This is a genomic window from Photorhabdus aegyptia (assembly GCF_000612035.1).
Classification (GTDB): domain Bacteria; phylum Pseudomonadota; class Gammaproteobacteria; order Enterobacterales; family Enterobacteriaceae; genus Photorhabdus; species Photorhabdus akhurstii.
Window position 1 is genome coordinate 1 of the sequence record NZ_JFGV01000052.1, and the last position, 15,857, is coordinate 15,857.

A 15,857-nucleotide genomic window follows, 5' to 3' on the forward strand; every position below is an offset into this window, starting at 1 on the left:
TAAGATGGTGGGTCGTGCAGGATTCGAACCTGCGACCAATTGATTAAAAGTCAACTGCTCTACCGACTGAGCTAACGACCCATCTTGTGACTTCTCTCGGCAACGGCGGCATATATTACTGATTTCTCCGCGCTACGCAATGATTATTTTTTCAAATTACGTTTAAATGCTTATTAAGCACTCAATCAACCCCGAAAATGTATCACTACACCCTTCCGGGGCCAATAATTACAGCGTAGAAAGCTTTTTCTCCGCCAGTTTAGCTGCGTTCGAACCAGGATATTGTTTCATGACCTGTTGATAAACCGATCTCGCTTTATCCTTTTGGCCCTTGTCCTGCATGATTAAACCAACTTTATAAAGCGATTCACCACTCTTCTGCGACTTTGGATACTCTTTTACTACCGTAGCAAAGTAATAAGCAGCTTCGTCTTTCTTACCCTTGTTATAATGAAGTTGCCCTAACCAGTAATTAGCATTAGGCATATAACTCGATTTCGGGTAACTCTTCACGAAACTCTGAAAGGCTACAATTGCTTTATCATATTCTTTGGTATTCACTGCCAAATGAACAGCAGCGTCATAATCACCCTTTTCACTGCCCGTGCCGACAGATGATGATGCCTTGTTACCACTATGACTCGCTGTTGAAGAAGCTGTATTTGCAGCAGGTTTACTCCCCTCAGAACTGGTAGCACCTTCCAGTTGCTGATAAATGTCCTTCTGCCGCTCTATAATCTGATTGAGCTGATACTGATTCTCCTGAATCTGCCCTCGAAGCATGTCAATATCACGTTGAGAATCAGCCAGTTGTTGCTGGAGTTGCGTTAACAGCTGACTATGAGCGTTGGAAATACGCTCTAATTGGGTAAGGCGCTCATCGGTAGAACCCGAGCCGACATTACTGATTGGCGCTTGGGCAATAGCGGCCCAAGGAACCGCTACGCCAACCAGTAACGACAGACCCAAAAAATGATGTCTGAAGTTACTGTTCATGAACTACTCTTAGTATGCCAGTACTGCGCGACGGTTTTTAGCATAGGCTGCTTCGTCGTGACCCAGTACAGCAGGTTTCTCTTTACCGTAAGAGACGATAGAGATTTGCTCACCGGAAACACCTTTGCCTTGCAGGTACATTTTCACTGCATTAGCACGGCGTTCACCTAATGCGATGTTGTACTCAGGAGTACCACGTTCGTCAGCATGACCTTCTACAACAACTTTATAAGATGGGTTGCTGCGCAGGAATGCCGCGTGAGCGTCTAACAGCTGAGTAAAATCTGAGCCAACGTCGTATTTGTCAAAACCAAAATATACGATGTTGTTGTTTTGTAGCTCTTGCATTTGCTGACGAGCTAATTCCTCTGCTGACAGACCCGCATTAGTTTCGTTAACAGTGCCGACACCAGTCTGATCGTTATCAGCATTCTTGTTAGAACTACACGCTGCTACGGCCATAACTGGTAAAGCTAACATCAGCCCTTTTAGCACTTTGTTCAGTTGCATCTCTTTGATCCTTTTAAAATTTGCCATACATATTATTATGCATCACAGATACGGCGACCAGGCAGGGAATTTTACCTGTCCATCGGTTGCCGGAAGACGCGCTTTGAAACGCCCGTCAGTCGAAACTAGCTGCAATACAGTCCCCAACCCTTGGGTGGAGCTATAAATCACCATAGTGCCGTTAGGTGCGATACTCGGCGTTTCATCCAGGAACGTGTCCGTCAAAATTTGAACGGCTCCCGTTGCCAGATCTTGTTTAGCTATGTGCTGCTTACCACTCTCTGAGCTGACCATCACCACAAAATTGCCATCTGCGCTTACATCAGCATCCTGGTTTTGTGTGCCTTCCCAAGTGAGGCGTTGCGGAACACCGCCATTAATATCGGTTTTATATAACTGTGGACGACCACCCTGATCAGAGGTATAAACCAAAGTCTGGTTATCCGGCATCCAACTCGGCTCAGTATTGTTACTGCGCCCATCTGTAACCTGACGAATCTGAGCTGAACTCAAATCCATCACGTAAAGATTCAAACTACCCGATTTAGACAGAGCAAATGCCAATTTACTGCCATCCGGGGAAAATGCAGGTGCGCCGTTATGACGCGGGAAAGAGGCAACCTGACGTACCTCACCACTCGCCAAGGTCTGGATAACCAAGGCAGAACGGCCACTTTCAAATGTCACATAAGCCAGTTTGGCGCCATCAGGAGACCATGCAGGCGACATCAACGGTTCCGGTGAACGGTGAACGGTGAACTGGTTGTAACCATCGTAATCAGATACACGCAGTTCATACGGATATTTACCACCATTTGTCTTTACAATGTAAGCCAGACGAGTACGGAATGCGCCTTTAATGCCCGTCAGTTTTTCAAATACTTGATCACTGGCTGTATGCGCAGCATAACGCAACCACTGTTTGGTCACTTTAAATTGATCCTGAGCAAGCACCGCGCCCGAAGCACTCGAAGTATCAACTAATTGATAAGAGATTGAAAAACCACCATCCGCACTTGGTTGGATCTGCCCAACAACAACAGCATCAATCCCCAACGCCGACCACGCAGCAGGCGTCACCTCAGATGCCGTCGTTGGTTGCTGTGGCATTCGGCTGACATCAATAGGGTTAAATTTACCGCTGTTGCGAAGATCAGCGCCAACAATCGCCCCTATCTCTTCCGGTGCATTACCCGCTCCAGTCCATTTAAAGGGCACAACGCCAATAGGACGTGCAGAATCGACACCTTGGGTGATCTCGATACGAACTTCTGCGTAAGCAACCGTGGCCCACAACATTAAAATGCCTAGTACTACTTTAAAAGCCTGCCTCATTAATCTCTCCCTTATCACGATGGAATAGTCGCAATAATTCGCAGAATATTAACAAACGTCAACAAACAAAACCAGATAGCTTAATAACATTGAATGGTTTTGTTTGTTATTAATAACTTCTAAATAACAACTTTATTGAGGGTTGAAATCAAGCAGCGCATTTTTAAACGCTTCATAAACCTCCTTGCTTGGCGGTTTCGGAATTTTCGCTTGTTTAGCCGCCGCTACCGCCGCTTGGCACAACGCCGGGTCTCCCCCCTCTGACTTTACATCAATTAACAAGCCATCAGGAGCAAGTTTAATCCGTAATGCACAGGTACGCCCACGATACATGCTTGGATCGTAAAACTTATTCTGTATCGCTACCTGGATCTGCCCCAGATAGTTATTAATGTCGGCATTTGAAGCTCCACTTTTCTTGCCGCCACCTTTACCCGCGGCAGAAGCCCCTCCTTGCTGTTTCGGTGCATTGGAAGTTAAGCCGCCCAGTAAGTCATCAACTTCACTTGCCTGTTTAGTGGCTTGCTCAGCAGCTTTTTTCTTGGCGTCAGCTTCGGCCTTGGCTTTAGCCTTTGCATCTGCCTCAGCTTTGGCTTTAGCATCCGCTTCAGCCTTGGCTTTTGCTTTGGCCTCAGCGTCTGCTTTGGCTTTCGCTTCTTCCGCGGCTTTTTGTTTAGCAGCCGCGGCTTCAGCTTCTTTCTTAGCTTCCGCTTCGGCTTTCTTCTGTGCCTCAGCCTGCTCTTTAATCAGTTTTTCTTTTTCAGCCTTAGCTTTCGCCGCCGCTTCTTCTGCCTGTTTTTGCTCTTCACGGGCTTTGTTTGCAGCTTCTAAAGCTTGTTTTTTCTGTTCTTCCGCTGCCTGTTGCGCCTTAATACGTTCTTCTTCTACCGCTTTTAAACGTTCCTGCTCTTCAGCCTGTTTTTCCCTTAATTCAGCGGCCTGCTGTTCCGCTTTCTTCTTTCGTAACTGCTCTGCACGCTTAGCATCAGCCTGTTGTTGCTGCTGTTGGTTGTACTGTTGTACTACCGCATTTGGATCGACCATAACAGCATCAATAACAGAACCATCCTGACCACCGCCACCCATTTCAGTTTTTCGTGTCAGGGAACCCCAAATAAGTAACCCAATCAAAATAATATGTAACACAACCGAAACGATAACAGCGCGATTTAATTTATTGCTTTGCCCGTTTGTCTTTCCCACGCTCGATATCCAAGATCTTCAAATAACAGCAACTGTCGGCCAAACTCAGATAGGCTGAGTCATTAAACCAACGGATTTCACACCTGCCCGATGCAGCATGTTGAGCGCCTTAATAATTTCATCGTAAGGCACTTCCTTCGAACCACCGATCAAGAAAACGGTTTTTGGATTCTCTTTTATTCGTGCCTGCGCTTCCGCAATAATCTGCGGTTCAGGCAATAATTCCAACCGTTCATGGTTAACTATCATGGTGTACTGACCAACACCAGAAACCTCCACGATTACCGGTGGATTATCAGAGTTGGAAACCGTTTTAGAATCTACCGCATCCGGCAGATCAACTTCTACGCTTTGAGTGATAATCGGCGCTGTTGCCATAAAGATAAGCAACAGAACCAGCAATACGTCCAGTAAGGGAACGATATTGATTTCGGATTTCAGCTCACGCTTGCGACTACGAGTGCGTGCCATAGCCTCTCCCCTTACTATTTGTTTTCTGCTTTATTTTCAGCAGCGAAAGCCTGACGATGCAAAATAGCCAGAAACTCTTCCATAAAGTTATCGTAATTTTGCTCCAGCTTATTAACACGCTGATTCAGACGGTTGTATGCCATCACTGCCGGAATCGCCGCAAACAGACCAATCGCCGTTGCAATTAATGCTTCTGCAATACCCGGCGCTACCATTTGGAGAGTGGCCTGTTTTACCGCACCTAACGCGATAAATGCATGCATAATCCCCCAAACCGTACCAAACAGACCGATATACGGGCTAATTGATCCAACCGTACCCAAGAATGGAATATGGCTTTCCAACGATTCCAATTCACGATTCATCGAGATACGCATTGCACGCGAAGCCCCTGTTACTACCGCTTCTGGAGCATGATTATTTGCATGACGCAGACGGGCAAATTCTTTGAACCCAGAATAAAAAATTTGTTCTGTTCCACCTAAAGAATCTCGACGCGACTGACTTTCCTTATATAAGCGTGATAATTCAATACCCGACCAGAATTTATCTTCAAATGCTTCCGCTTCACGGGTTGCTGCATTGAGAATTTTGGTCCTTTGAATAATGATCGCCCATGAAGCAATGGAAAAGCAGATCAAAATAAGCATGATCAGCTGCACCAAAAGGCCCGCTTTCAGGAATAAATCTAGAATGTTCATGTCAGTCACTGCTTAAACTCCGCGACAATAGACTTTGGAAGCGCAATCGGCTTCATTTGAGATGTATTCACGCAGGCGATTAAAACTTCTGCGCTGTTAAGAATTGTCCCATTACCATCAACAATGCGTTGAATAAATGTCAAAGACGCTCTACGAATATCCGTAATTTCGCTCTGCACCTCTAACATATCATCAAGCCGGGCCGGGGCACGATAATCAACCACCATACGCCGAACAACAAATGCAATTTGTTCATCAAGTAAACGCTGTTGATGAATTCCATGCTGACGTAACATCTCAGTACGTGCTCTTTCATAAAAGACCACATAACGGCCATTATAAACTATCCCACTCACATCTGTATCTTCGTAATAAATACGAATGGGCCACCGGAACAACGTATTACTCACTTTCAATCCTACATAAGGCGAATTAACGCTGCCACTATACTCAAGACAATGCGGCTTTGGAATAATGTGCAAATAAAAAATTTATGGGTTAGAAGCCCCATAACATACAGAATTAACTCATAAAGAAACGATACAAACCCCAAATCAAAATCAAGAATGCCGGCAAAGGAGAAAAAAAGATGCGCCAGACGATATTTCTTGGCTGAAAACCCACCCCGAAAATCACACCTGTACATACAGACCATATTAGCAAAATACCTTGCCATATCTGCAATGAACTGGTGTTAGCCGCAAAACGAGCCGGGTCCCAGAATACACAAGCGGCAAACATTAATGCCGCAATAAGGATAAGGCCCCGAATGGGGGCTTTATCCATTAGCCGATAGTATTTATCTATCAACACGATTTCTCGCTATTTTTAGCGGCTTTTTCTTCTTCATTATGCTCAAAAGCTAAGGCGGCGATTATAGCGAAACTACAAGCCAAAAGCGTTCCGAGAATCCAAGCAAAATACCACATGCTTTATGCTCCTTAGTACAGTGAATGTTTGTTATCTTCAATAAAGCTTTTATCCAAACGTCCAAACATTTTGTAATAACACCAAATGGTATATCCCAGAACAATTGGGACAAAAATCAATGCAACCACAAACATGACGCGCAGTGTCATCAAGCTTGAAGTCGCATCCCACATCGTCAAGCTGACATTAGGATTAGTGATTGAAGGCATCACAAATGGGAACATCGTTACACCGCAGGCCAAAATGATGCCAGCTATTGTCAGTGACGAGAACAGGAATGCCCATCCAGCTTTATTCATACGCGTCATCAGCATCGTCAGCAAAGGCGAAACCACGCCCAGTGCCGGTAGCGCCCATAACCACGGATAGTTGTTAAAGTTAGTCAGCCAAGCACCCGCCTGATGAGCGACTTCTTTATGTAATGGGTTAGATTGAGCCATCGTATCCAAGCCGCCAGTCACAACATAACCATCAATACCATAAATCATCCATACGCCTGCCAGCAGGAAAGCCACCATTGTCACCAGCGCACAGAGGTAAGTTGCGGTACGAGAACGCAGACGCAACTCACCCGTAGTACGCATTTGCAGATAAGTTGCCCCCTGCGTCACAATCATCATCAAGCTGATCACTCCCGCCAATAAACCATACGGGTTAAGCAATCCAAAGAAGGAGCCGGTGTAGAACAAGCGGAGTTGAGAGTCAACGTTAAACGGCACTCCCTGTAATAAATTACCGAATGCCACGCCGATAACTAATGGCGGAACAAAACTACCGACAACGATTCCCCAATCCCACATGTTACGCCACTTGCGGTCTTCCAGTTTGGAGCGGTAATCAAAACCAACCGGACGGAAGAACAACGCAGATAACACTAGGATCATAGCAACATAGAAGCCAGAGAACGCAGCGGCATAGACCATCGGCCATGCGGCGAACAGCGCTCCACCGGCGGTAATCAGCCAAACTTGGTTACCATCCCAATGCGGCGCCACTGAGTTAATCATGATGCGACGCTCAGTATCGTTTTTCCCGATGATACGTAACAGGATACCAACTCCCATATCAAAACCATCAGTTACCGCAAAACCGATTAGCAGCACGCCAATCAGTAGCCACCAGATAAATCGTAGTACTTCATAATCAAACATAAGTGGACTCCTGTTTACTGAGCATCGGGTGCTGAAGTTGTTTTCTGTTCAAAATGGTAACGCCCGGTTTTTAGGCTACTTGGGCCAAGGCGGGCAAATTTGAACATCAAAAACATTTCCGCAATCAGGAATAAGGTATAAAGGCCACAAATCAGCGCCATAGAGAACAAGATATCGCCGGCAGTTAAATTGGAACTCGCCACCGCAGTTGGCAGCACTTCACCAATTGCCCACGGTTGACGACCATATTCCGCCACAAACCAGCCTGATTCTATGGCAATCCACGGCAATGGAATACTGTACAGTGCGGCGCGCAGTAACCATTTTTGTTTACCAATGCGGCCACGGATAACACTCCAAAACGCCAGACCAATCAACAATAACATCAGGAAACCGGCTGCAACCATGATACGGAATGCAAAATAGAGTGGCGCAACACGAGGAATAGAATCTTTCGCGGCTGCTTTGATCTGTTCTTCACTGGCATCAGTCACTTTGCTGGTATAACGTTTCAGCAACATGCCATAACCCAGATCTTGTTTACTCTCATTGAATGCAGTACGAACCGTCGGGTCTGTGTTACCGGCACGCAATTCTTCTAACAATCCATAAGCCTTTATACCGTTACGAATACGCACCTCATGCTGCTCCATCAGATCACGCAGACCAATGACCGGGGTATCAACGGAACGGGTAGCAATCAATCCCATAAGATAAGGGATCTGGATGGCATATTTGTTCTCCATTTTATCCTGATCCGGGATACCTATCAGTGTAAAAGCGGCCGGCGGTGCCTGGGTTTCCCATTCAGCTTCGATGGCGGCCAGCTTAGTCTTCTGTACGTCGCCCATTTCGTAGCCAGATTCATCACCCAACACAATAACAGACAACACAGCCGCGATACCAAAGCTTGAAGCAATCGCAAATGAACGCTTAGCAAATGGAATATCACGGCCTTTAAGCAGGTAGTAAGAGCTGATACCGAGAACAAAGATCGCCCCTGTCACATAACCCGCTGCAACGGTATGAACAAATTTCACCTGAGCAACTGGATTCAGTACCAGTTCAGCAAAACTGACCATCTCCATACGCATAGTTTCAAAGTTGAAATCAGAAGCAATCGGGTTTTGCATCCAACCGTTAGCAATCAGAATCCAAAGCGCAGAGAAGTTAGAGCCTAATGCGACTAACCAAGTTACTGCCAGATGTTGCGTCTTACTGAGACGATCCCAACCGAAGAAGAACAAACCTACGAATGTAGATTCCAGGAAGAACGCCATCAGGCCTTCAATCGCCAAAGGTGCGCCGAAAATGTCACCGACGTAGTGAGAAAAGTATGACCAGTTAGTCCCAAACTGGAACTCCATAGTCAACCCTGTTGCAACCCCCAGAGCAAAGTTAATACCAAACAACTTGCCCCAGAATTTTGTCATATCTTTATAAATTTGTTTACCGGAGAGCACATATACCGTTTCCATGATCGCCAGCAAAAACGCCATACCGAGCGTTAGCGGAACGAATAGAAAGTGATACATTGCAGTTAAGGCAAACTGTAATCGTGACAGTTCGACAATATCAAACATCTTGACTCCTTGCTCCTAGCAGGAAGACACCGACTTGCGGCAACCTGACTTCATATAAGCTCTTTTCTCAAAGAACTCATGCAAAAGCCCCGTAACTACCAGCAATAAATGCCTTTAAAATAACAACTCATTACTAAGTAAATTAGAAACTAATTAGACTAATAGTATAGTACGCTTATATTCCCATACAATAAATAGGTTTTACGTGATTCAGATTAGAATTCTGAATATAGGTCAAGAATTGCAGCCATTGTTTAATAGGAATTAATTTGATCTGAGTCAATTTAAGCAAACCAAAGCAATAATGCTATAGTAATAACTTGATTTTATGGATTTTTTTCATAGCAGTGTTAATTAATTTGTTTATTATTTCATTTTGGTTGACATATTGTTAATTATTTGTTTGTTTAGATAAATATTGATTTCTATATTGCTGTTAAATGATTTTTAAAATTAACTTCTTATTTTCATCCTTAAGAAAATATTATTATTAACTTCATCTTTATTAAATTTCATTTTAATAAATAGCATTAATGAAACTCAGTTTAATTTAATTGGAGAATAACAAAGTGAAAATAAAGATTTAATGAATTTAATCGCAGTGAATACTGCCCATACAAACAAAAAGGCCACTTTACAGCGGCCTAATAGATAAGGGTTTTTTATAAAATGTCACTTGCCAGCAAGTAAATCTTTCACAGCATCACCGATGTCTGCCAAGCTACGAACAGTTTTCACCCCTGCCGCTTCCAGAGCAGCAAATTTTTCGTCCGCCGTTCCTTTACCACCTGCAATAATGGCGCCAGCATGGCCCATACGCTTACCTTTTGGTGCAGTCACACCTGCGATGTAGCCAACAACCGGCTTAGTGACGTGCTCCTTGATATAAGCCGCCGCTTCTTCTTCCGCATTACCACCAATTTCACCAATCATTACGATGGCTTCTGTTTGCGGATCTTCCTGGAACAATTTCAGGATATCGATGAAGTTAGAACCTGGAATTGGATCACCACCGATACCAACACAAGTAGATTGGCCTAAACCTGCATCCGTTGTCTGTTTTACCGCTTCATAAGTCAGCGTTCCTGAGCGGGAAACGATGCCAACTTTACCAGCTTGATGAATGTGGCCCGGCATAATACCGATCTTACATTCATCCGGCGTGATAACACCCGGACAGTTAGGGCCGATCATACGCACACCCGCTTCATCCAGTTTCACTTTAACCGCCAGCATATCCAGCGTCGGAATACCTTCGGTAATGGTGATGATCAGTTTAATGCCAGCGTCAATCGCTTCCAGAATAGAATCTTTACAGAATGGAGCGGGAACATAGATAACAGAAGCCGTTGCCCCTGTTGCTTCTACCGCTTCACGAACGGTATTGAAAACAGGTAATCCCAGATGTTCAGTACCGCCCTTACCCGGCGTTACCCCGCCAACCATTTGGGTACCGTAAGCAATCGCTTGTTCTGAATGGAAAGTTCCTTGGCTGCCAGTGAAACCTTGACAGATAACTTTGGTGTTTTTATCAATTAAAATAGACATTATTTATTTTGCTCCCACAGCTGCTACTGCTTGCTTAGCTGCATCTGTCAAGCTGGTTGCGGCAATGATATTTAAGCCGCTGTCAGCCAGTTTTTTCGCGCCCAGATCAGCATTGTTCCCTTCCAAACGAACAACAACCGGTACGTGAACTCCTACTTCTTCCACCGCACCAATAATACCGTCAGCAATCAGGTCACAACGAACAATACCACCAAAGATGTTAACCAATACTGCTTTCACATTTTCATCTGACAGGATAATTTTAAACGCTTCTGTAACACGTTCTTTGGTTGCACCACCACCAACATCAAGGAAGTTAGCTGGCGCACCGCCATGCAATTTAACGATATCCATCGTTCCCATTGCCAAGCCAGCACCGTTTACCATGCAACCAATATTGCCATCCAGCGCGACATAGTTCAGCTCCCACTGTGCCGCCTGAGCTTCACGAGGATCTTCCTGAGATGGGTCATGCATTTCACGCAATTCAGCCTGACGGAATAGTGCGTTGCCATCAGCGCCCAGTTTGCCATCCAGACAAATCAAATCACCTTGAGTCGTAATAACCAATGGGTTAATTTCAACCAGAGCCAGATCACGCTCCAGGAACAGGTTTGCTACCCCTAAGAAAATTTTAGTGAACTGACTGACTTGTTTACCGGTTAAACCCAATTTAAATGCCAGTTCACGCCCCTGATAAGGCATAGGACCAATCAGCGGGTCGATAATCGCTTTATGAATCAGTTCCGGGGTCTCTTCCGCAACTTTTTCAATTTCAACACCACCTTCAGTAGAAGCCATGAACACTACACGACGTGTACCACGATCAACCACAGCACCGAGATACAGCTCTTTCGCAATGTCAGTTGCCCCTTCCACTAAAATCTGACGAACAGGCTGCCCCTGCGCATCTGTTTGGTAAGTGACCAAACGTTTGCCTAGCCACTGTTCTGCGAAAGCGCGAATTTCTTCTTTACTGTTAACCACTTTCACGCCGCCCGCTTTACCGCGACCGCCAGCATGGACCTGACACTTCACCACCCAAGGGCCAGAACCAATTTTAGATGCAGCTTCTTCTGCTTCACGCGGTGTCGTGCAGGCATAACCAACCGGAGCGGGTAAACCATACCGTGCAAAAAGCTGTTTTGCCTGATACTCGTGTAAATTCATGATGTTCTATCCATAATTAAGTCTGAGAAGAGCAAAAAATTGGTAAGTTGCTCTCTGATTTTTTTTGTTGCTCTGGTACAGCTAGCCCAAAGACTAGCCGTACATATACATTTGTTTACTTCAGACTGGGCAGATATTAGCGCGTATCTGCCCTGATTATGTTGCTATACGTCCAGCAGCAAACGTGCAGGATCTTCCAGCATTTCTTTGATGGTCACCAGGAAGCCTACAGACTCACGCCCGTCAATCAGACGGTGGTCATAAGACAGCGCCAGGTACATCATTGGAAGGATCTCCACCTGACCATTAACCGCCATTGGGCGATCTTTGATGGCATGCATACCAAGAATCGCACTCTGTGGTGGGTTAATGATTGGCGTAGACATTAAGGAGCCGAATACACCGCCATTAGTAATGGTAAAGTTACCACCCATCAGCTCTTCAACGGTCAATTTGCCGTCGCGGCCTTTGATAGCCAGCTCTTTAATGCGTTTTTCAAGATCAGCCATGCTCAGTGCATCTGCATCACGCAGTACTGGCGTTACCAGACCACGCGGTGTCGATACCGCAATACTGATATCGAAATAGTTGTGGTAAACCACATCAGTGCCATCAATAGAAGCATTGACTTCTGGATAGCGTTTCAGTGCTTCAACCACGGCTTTCACATAGAAAGACATAAAGCCCAGACGTACGCCGTGACGTTTTTCAAACGCCTCGCCGTACTGTTTACGCATGTCTTGAATGGGCTTCATGTTAACTTCGTTAAATGTTGTCAACATCGCAGTGTTGTTTTTCGCTTCCAGCAGACGTTCAGCTACGCGCTTACGCAGGCGAGTCATTGGAACACGTTTTTCACTGCGGTGCGGCAACAGAGAATCCTGGGCAGAAACAGGGGCTTCTGCAGACTTGCCAGCCGCTTTTTCGTTATCAGCCATGTATTTTTCCACGTCTTCACGGACGATACGTCCACCAACACCACTGCCTTTAATCGCTTTAGCATCAAGATCGTGCTCTGCAATCAAACGACGGACCGCCGGGCTGAGCGCATCATTGCTCTCTTCTTCTAAACCCGCCGTCTGACGTTTCGCCAAAGTCGCTTCTGTTTTCTCTTTTATTTCCGCTGGCTTGCCGGTGCTATCGCCCAGACGAATACGGCCAAGAAGCTGACGGGACAGAACAGTGGCGTCTTTCTCTTCCAAAATGGCTTCTAAAATACCTGCTTCACTGGCAGGCACTTCCAGCACAACTTTATCTGTTTCGATTTCAACCAGCACTTCATCACGTTCAACACGATCACCCTGTTTTTTGTGCCAAACTGCCACAGTGGCATCAGCAACAGACTCAGGCAGATCCGGAACCAGAATATCTACGCTACTCATTTTATATCCTTTATTTATTCAACGTTCAGTGCGTCATTAACCAGCTCTTGTTGTTGTTGCTGGTGAACTGACGTATATCCAACTGCCGGGGAAGCAGACGCAGGACGACCTGCATAACGTAAAGAAGCCCCGAACGGGATCACTTCACGGAAGTTGTGCTGACTGCAATACCAGGCCCCCTGATTTAATGGCTCTTCCTGGCACCAGACAAAATCATGTACATGAGCATACTGTTCCAGTGTTGACTGAACATCCTGATGAGGGAATGGATATAGTTGCTCGATACGCACGATAGCGACATCAGTTTGTTCATTTTTACGACGTTGCTCCAACAGGTCGTAGTAGACTTTGCCTGAACAAAGTACAACTCGTTTAACGCCTTTCGGATCAAGGGCGTCAGCTTCACCAATAACTGTCTGGAATTTACCGTTAGCCAGTTCATCCAGGCTGGAAACGGCTAATGGATGGCGCAACAGCGATTTTGGCGACATAACGATCAACGGACGGCGCATACCGCGCAAAGCCTGACGGCGAAGCATATGGTAGACCTGGGCTGGCGTTGATGGTACACAAACCTGCATGTTCTGTTCTGCGCACAGTTGCAGATAACGCTCTAAACGGGCTGAAGAGTGTTCAGGCCCCTGCCCTTCATAGCCATGAGGCAGCAGCATAACCAAGCCACACATACGGCCCCATTTCTGCTCACCAGAGCTGATGAATTGGTCAATAACAACCTGTGCGCCGTTGGCAAAATCACCAAACTGAGCTTCCCAGATTGTCAGAGCGCGAGGCTCCGTTGTGGCATAGCCATACTCAAACGCCAATACCGCTTCTTCAGACAGAACAGAATCCCAAACATCGAATGCTCCTTGACCGTTATGAACGTTCGCCAGAGGAACATAAACAGAACCGTTAGCCTGATTATGGATAACAGCATGACGATGGAAGAAAGTACCACGACCGGCATCTTCACCGGACAAACGCACCGGGACTCCTTCATCCACTAAAGTCGCGTAGGCCAATGTTTCTGCGCCGCCCCAATCGAATAATTTATCGCCGTTTGCCATCTCTGCACGGTCATTATAAATTTTCGCTACACGGGAGTGCATTGTCACTTCTTCCGGGACAAAGCTGATACGTCTACCCAGATCTTGCAAACGCTTAATCTCAACTTTATGTGGGTACTCTTCATCCCATTCGTGATTAAGATAAGGCTCCCAAGTAAATGAATGCAGCCCCATTGAGCGCCACTCATCAACGACACAATCACCACGGTCGAGGGCATCGCGATACAGGTTAACCATCTCGGTCATATCATCGACTGATATCAAGTTCTCAGCCGCCAGCTTGTCGCCATAGATTTTACGTGGCGTTGGGTGTTTCTTGATTTTCTGATACATCATTGGCTGAGTTGCACTTGGCTCATCAGCTTCGTTATGACCATGACGACGATAACAAACCAGATCGATCATCACATCACGTTTGAAGGTATTACGGAAATCCAGTGCTAAACGGGTAACAAATGCCACCGCTTCTGGATCGTCTGCATTAACGTGGAAAATCGGCGCCTGTACCATTTTGATAATATCGGTACAGTATTGTGTTGAACGGGCATCTTTCGGGTTAGACGTTGTGAAACCGATCTGGTTATTGATGACAATACGAATTGTACCGCCTACCTCATAACCACGAGCCTGAGACATGTTCAGAGTTTCCTGCACCACTCCTTGGCCGGTCACAGCCGCATCACCGTGGATAGTAATTGGCAACACCATATTGCTGCGGCCTTCATCCAGACGGTCGCGGCGGGCACGCACTGAACCAATAACGACAGGGCTGACAATCTCAAGGTGAGATGGGTTAAATGCTAATGCCAAATGAACTTTAGCACCCTCGGTAGCAAAATCAGACGAGAAACCTTGGTGATATTTCACATCGCCGGTACCAAGGTGCTCTTTATGTTTACCGGCAAACTCATCAAACAGATCAGCCGGTTTTTTACCTAAAATATTAACCAAGACGTTGAGGCGACCACGGTGAGCCATTCCTAGCACAACTTCTCGTGTGTCATGTTTACCCGCATGGCGGATAAGATCCTTCAACATGGGAATCAGCGCATCACCACCTTCAAGAGAGAAACGTTTCGCTCCCGGAAACTTAGCTCCCAGATAACGCTCCAAACCTTCCGCCGCCGTCAGTTCCGCCAGAAAACGCCGCTTTTCCTCTACGCTAAACTGAGAGCTGACAGTCACAGACTCCAGACGCTGCTGAATCCAACGTTTTTCTTCCGTATTGGTGATGTGCATGTATTCAGCGCCAATAGAACCGCAATAAGTGCGTTTCAGCGCTTCATACAAATCAGACAATTTCATCGTCTCTTTGCCGATTGCAAAAGAGCCTACGTTAAATGTCTCTGCAAAATCAGCTTCCGTCAGATTATGGAAAGCAGGATCTAAATCAGGGACGCTATCCTGTTTCCATAATCCCAACGGGTCAAGGTTCGCATTTTGATGACCGCGAAAGCGGAATGCGTTGATGAGCTGCAAAACTTTAACTTGTTTTGCATCCATTGCTGGATCGCTGACAGAGGAATGATAACGCGTAGTATCTTTCGCAAGACGGCGGAAGTAATCACGCGTCTGCGAGTGGAGTTGTTCACCGTTGAGTCCCGCATTCGGCAATTGTTGGAAAATCTCTCTCCAACTTGCATCAACGGAGTTTGGATCGGTTATATAGTCTTCATAGATCTGCTCTATGTAAGACTGGTTTGAACCAGCCAGGAAGCTTGAATCCAGCCAGTCCTTCATTGCGCCGTTCTGCATTGTGATCCCTTAAGCTTTAAAAGCTTTAGTTTTCGCCGTGGTTAACTATTACCGT

At 45.9% G+C, this 15,857-nt stretch carries 15 protein-coding genes and 1 tRNA gene; all 16 read right to left on the minus strand.

Features of this window, described 5'->3' with window-relative positions; translation table 11 throughout:
- Nucleotides 1–5: 5 nt before the first annotated feature.
- The 16 genes from BA1DRAFT_RS15445 to sucA all read right to left on the minus strand — a co-directional run bounded on the left by BA1DRAFT_RS15445 (nt 6) and on the right by sucA (nt 15,802).
- Nucleotides 6–81 (minus strand) — tRNA-Lys (locus BA1DRAFT_RS15445).
- A gap of 147 nt (nt 82–228) precedes the next feature.
- Nucleotides 229–996: a cell division protein CpoB gene (gene cpoB / locus BA1DRAFT_RS15450; RefSeq protein WP_036780817.1), complete on the minus strand. Its 768-nt coding sequence runs from the start codon at nt 994–996 to the stop codon at nt 229–231.
- 9 nt (nt 997–1,005) lie between these two features.
- A complete protein-coding gene (pal, locus tag BA1DRAFT_RS15455) occupies nt 1,006–1,506 on the minus strand; it encodes a peptidoglycan-associated lipoprotein Pal (RefSeq protein WP_036780818.1) in 501 nt (166 codons plus the stop codon).
- A 42-nt stretch (nt 1,507–1,548) separates the two neighbouring features.
- Nucleotides 1,549–2,841 carry a Tol-Pal system beta propeller repeat protein TolB gene (gene tolB, locus BA1DRAFT_RS15460; protein WP_036780819.1) on the minus strand — a complete coding sequence of 431 codons (1,293 nt, stop codon included), beginning with the start codon at nt 2,839–2,841 and terminating at the stop codon, nt 1,549–1,551.
- A gap of 132 nt (nt 2,842–2,973) precedes the next feature.
- Nucleotides 2,974–4,044 carry a cell envelope integrity protein TolA gene (gene tolA, locus BA1DRAFT_RS15465; RefSeq protein WP_036780820.1) on the minus strand — a complete coding sequence of 357 codons (1,071 nt, stop codon included), beginning with the start codon at nt 4,042–4,044 and terminating at the stop codon, nt 2,974–2,976.
- A gap of 45 nt (nt 4,045–4,089) precedes the next feature.
- On the minus strand, nt 4,090–4,515 hold the full coding sequence (tolR, locus tag BA1DRAFT_RS15470; RefSeq protein WP_036780822.1) for a colicin uptake protein TolR: 426 nt from the start codon (nt 4,513–4,515) through the stop codon (nt 4,090–4,092).
- A 14-nt stretch (nt 4,516–4,529) separates the two neighbouring features.
- Entirely contained in the window at nt 4,530–5,225 is a 696-nt protein-coding gene (gene tolQ, locus BA1DRAFT_RS15475; RefSeq protein ID WP_036780824.1) for a Tol-Pal system protein TolQ, read from the minus strand.
- Nucleotides 5,222–5,626, minus strand: coding sequence for a tol-pal system-associated acyl-CoA thioesterase (ybgC, locus tag BA1DRAFT_RS15480; RefSeq protein WP_036780827.1), 405 nt, complete (start codon nt 5,624–5,626; stop codon nt 5,222–5,224). Before ybgC ends, tolQ begins: the two co-directional genes overlap by 4 nt.
- A gap of 112 nt (nt 5,627–5,738) precedes the next feature.
- Nucleotides 5,739–6,029 (minus strand): cyd operon protein YbgE, encoded by a 291-nt coding sequence (ybgE, locus tag BA1DRAFT_RS15485; RefSeq protein WP_420865152.1) that lies wholly within the window; start codon nt 6,027–6,029, stop codon nt 5,739–5,741.
- Nucleotides 6,023–6,145: a cytochrome bd-I oxidase subunit CydX gene (cydX, locus tag BA1DRAFT_RS22175; protein WP_071647116.1), complete on the minus strand. Its 123-nt coding sequence runs from the start codon at nt 6,143–6,145 to the stop codon at nt 6,023–6,025. Before cydX ends, ybgE begins: the two co-directional genes overlap by 7 nt.
- A gap of 12 nt (nt 6,146–6,157) precedes the next feature.
- Nucleotides 6,158–7,297: a cytochrome d ubiquinol oxidase subunit II gene (gene cydB / locus BA1DRAFT_RS15490; protein WP_036780829.1), complete on the minus strand. Its 1,140-nt coding sequence runs from the start codon at nt 7,295–7,297 to the stop codon at nt 6,158–6,160.
- 14 nt (nt 7,298–7,311) lie between these two features.
- Entirely contained in the window at nt 7,312–8,880 is a 1,569-nt protein-coding gene (gene cydA, locus BA1DRAFT_RS15495) for a cytochrome ubiquinol oxidase subunit I (RefSeq protein ID WP_036780831.1), read from the minus strand.
- Between the two features lie 672 nt (nt 8,881–9,552).
- A complete protein-coding gene (gene sucD / locus BA1DRAFT_RS15500) occupies nt 9,553–10,428 on the minus strand; it encodes a succinate--CoA ligase subunit alpha (protein ID WP_036780833.1) in 876 nt (291 codons plus the stop codon).
- 3 nt (nt 10,429–10,431) lie between these two features.
- A complete protein-coding gene (gene sucC, locus BA1DRAFT_RS15505; RefSeq protein WP_036780836.1) occupies nt 10,432–11,598 on the minus strand; it encodes an ADP-forming succinate--CoA ligase subunit beta in 1,167 nt (388 codons plus the stop codon).
- 164 nt (nt 11,599–11,762) lie between these two features.
- Entirely contained in the window at nt 11,763–12,980 is a 1,218-nt protein-coding gene (gene odhB, locus BA1DRAFT_RS15510) for a 2-oxoglutarate dehydrogenase complex dihydrolipoyllysine-residue succinyltransferase (protein WP_036780838.1), read from the minus strand.
- A gap of 14 nt (nt 12,981–12,994) precedes the next feature.
- Nucleotides 12,995–15,802: a 2-oxoglutarate dehydrogenase E1 component gene (gene sucA, locus BA1DRAFT_RS15515; protein WP_036780840.1), complete on the minus strand. Its 2,808-nt coding sequence runs from the start codon at nt 15,800–15,802 to the stop codon at nt 12,995–12,997.
- Nucleotides 15,803–15,857: the final 55 nt, after the last annotated feature.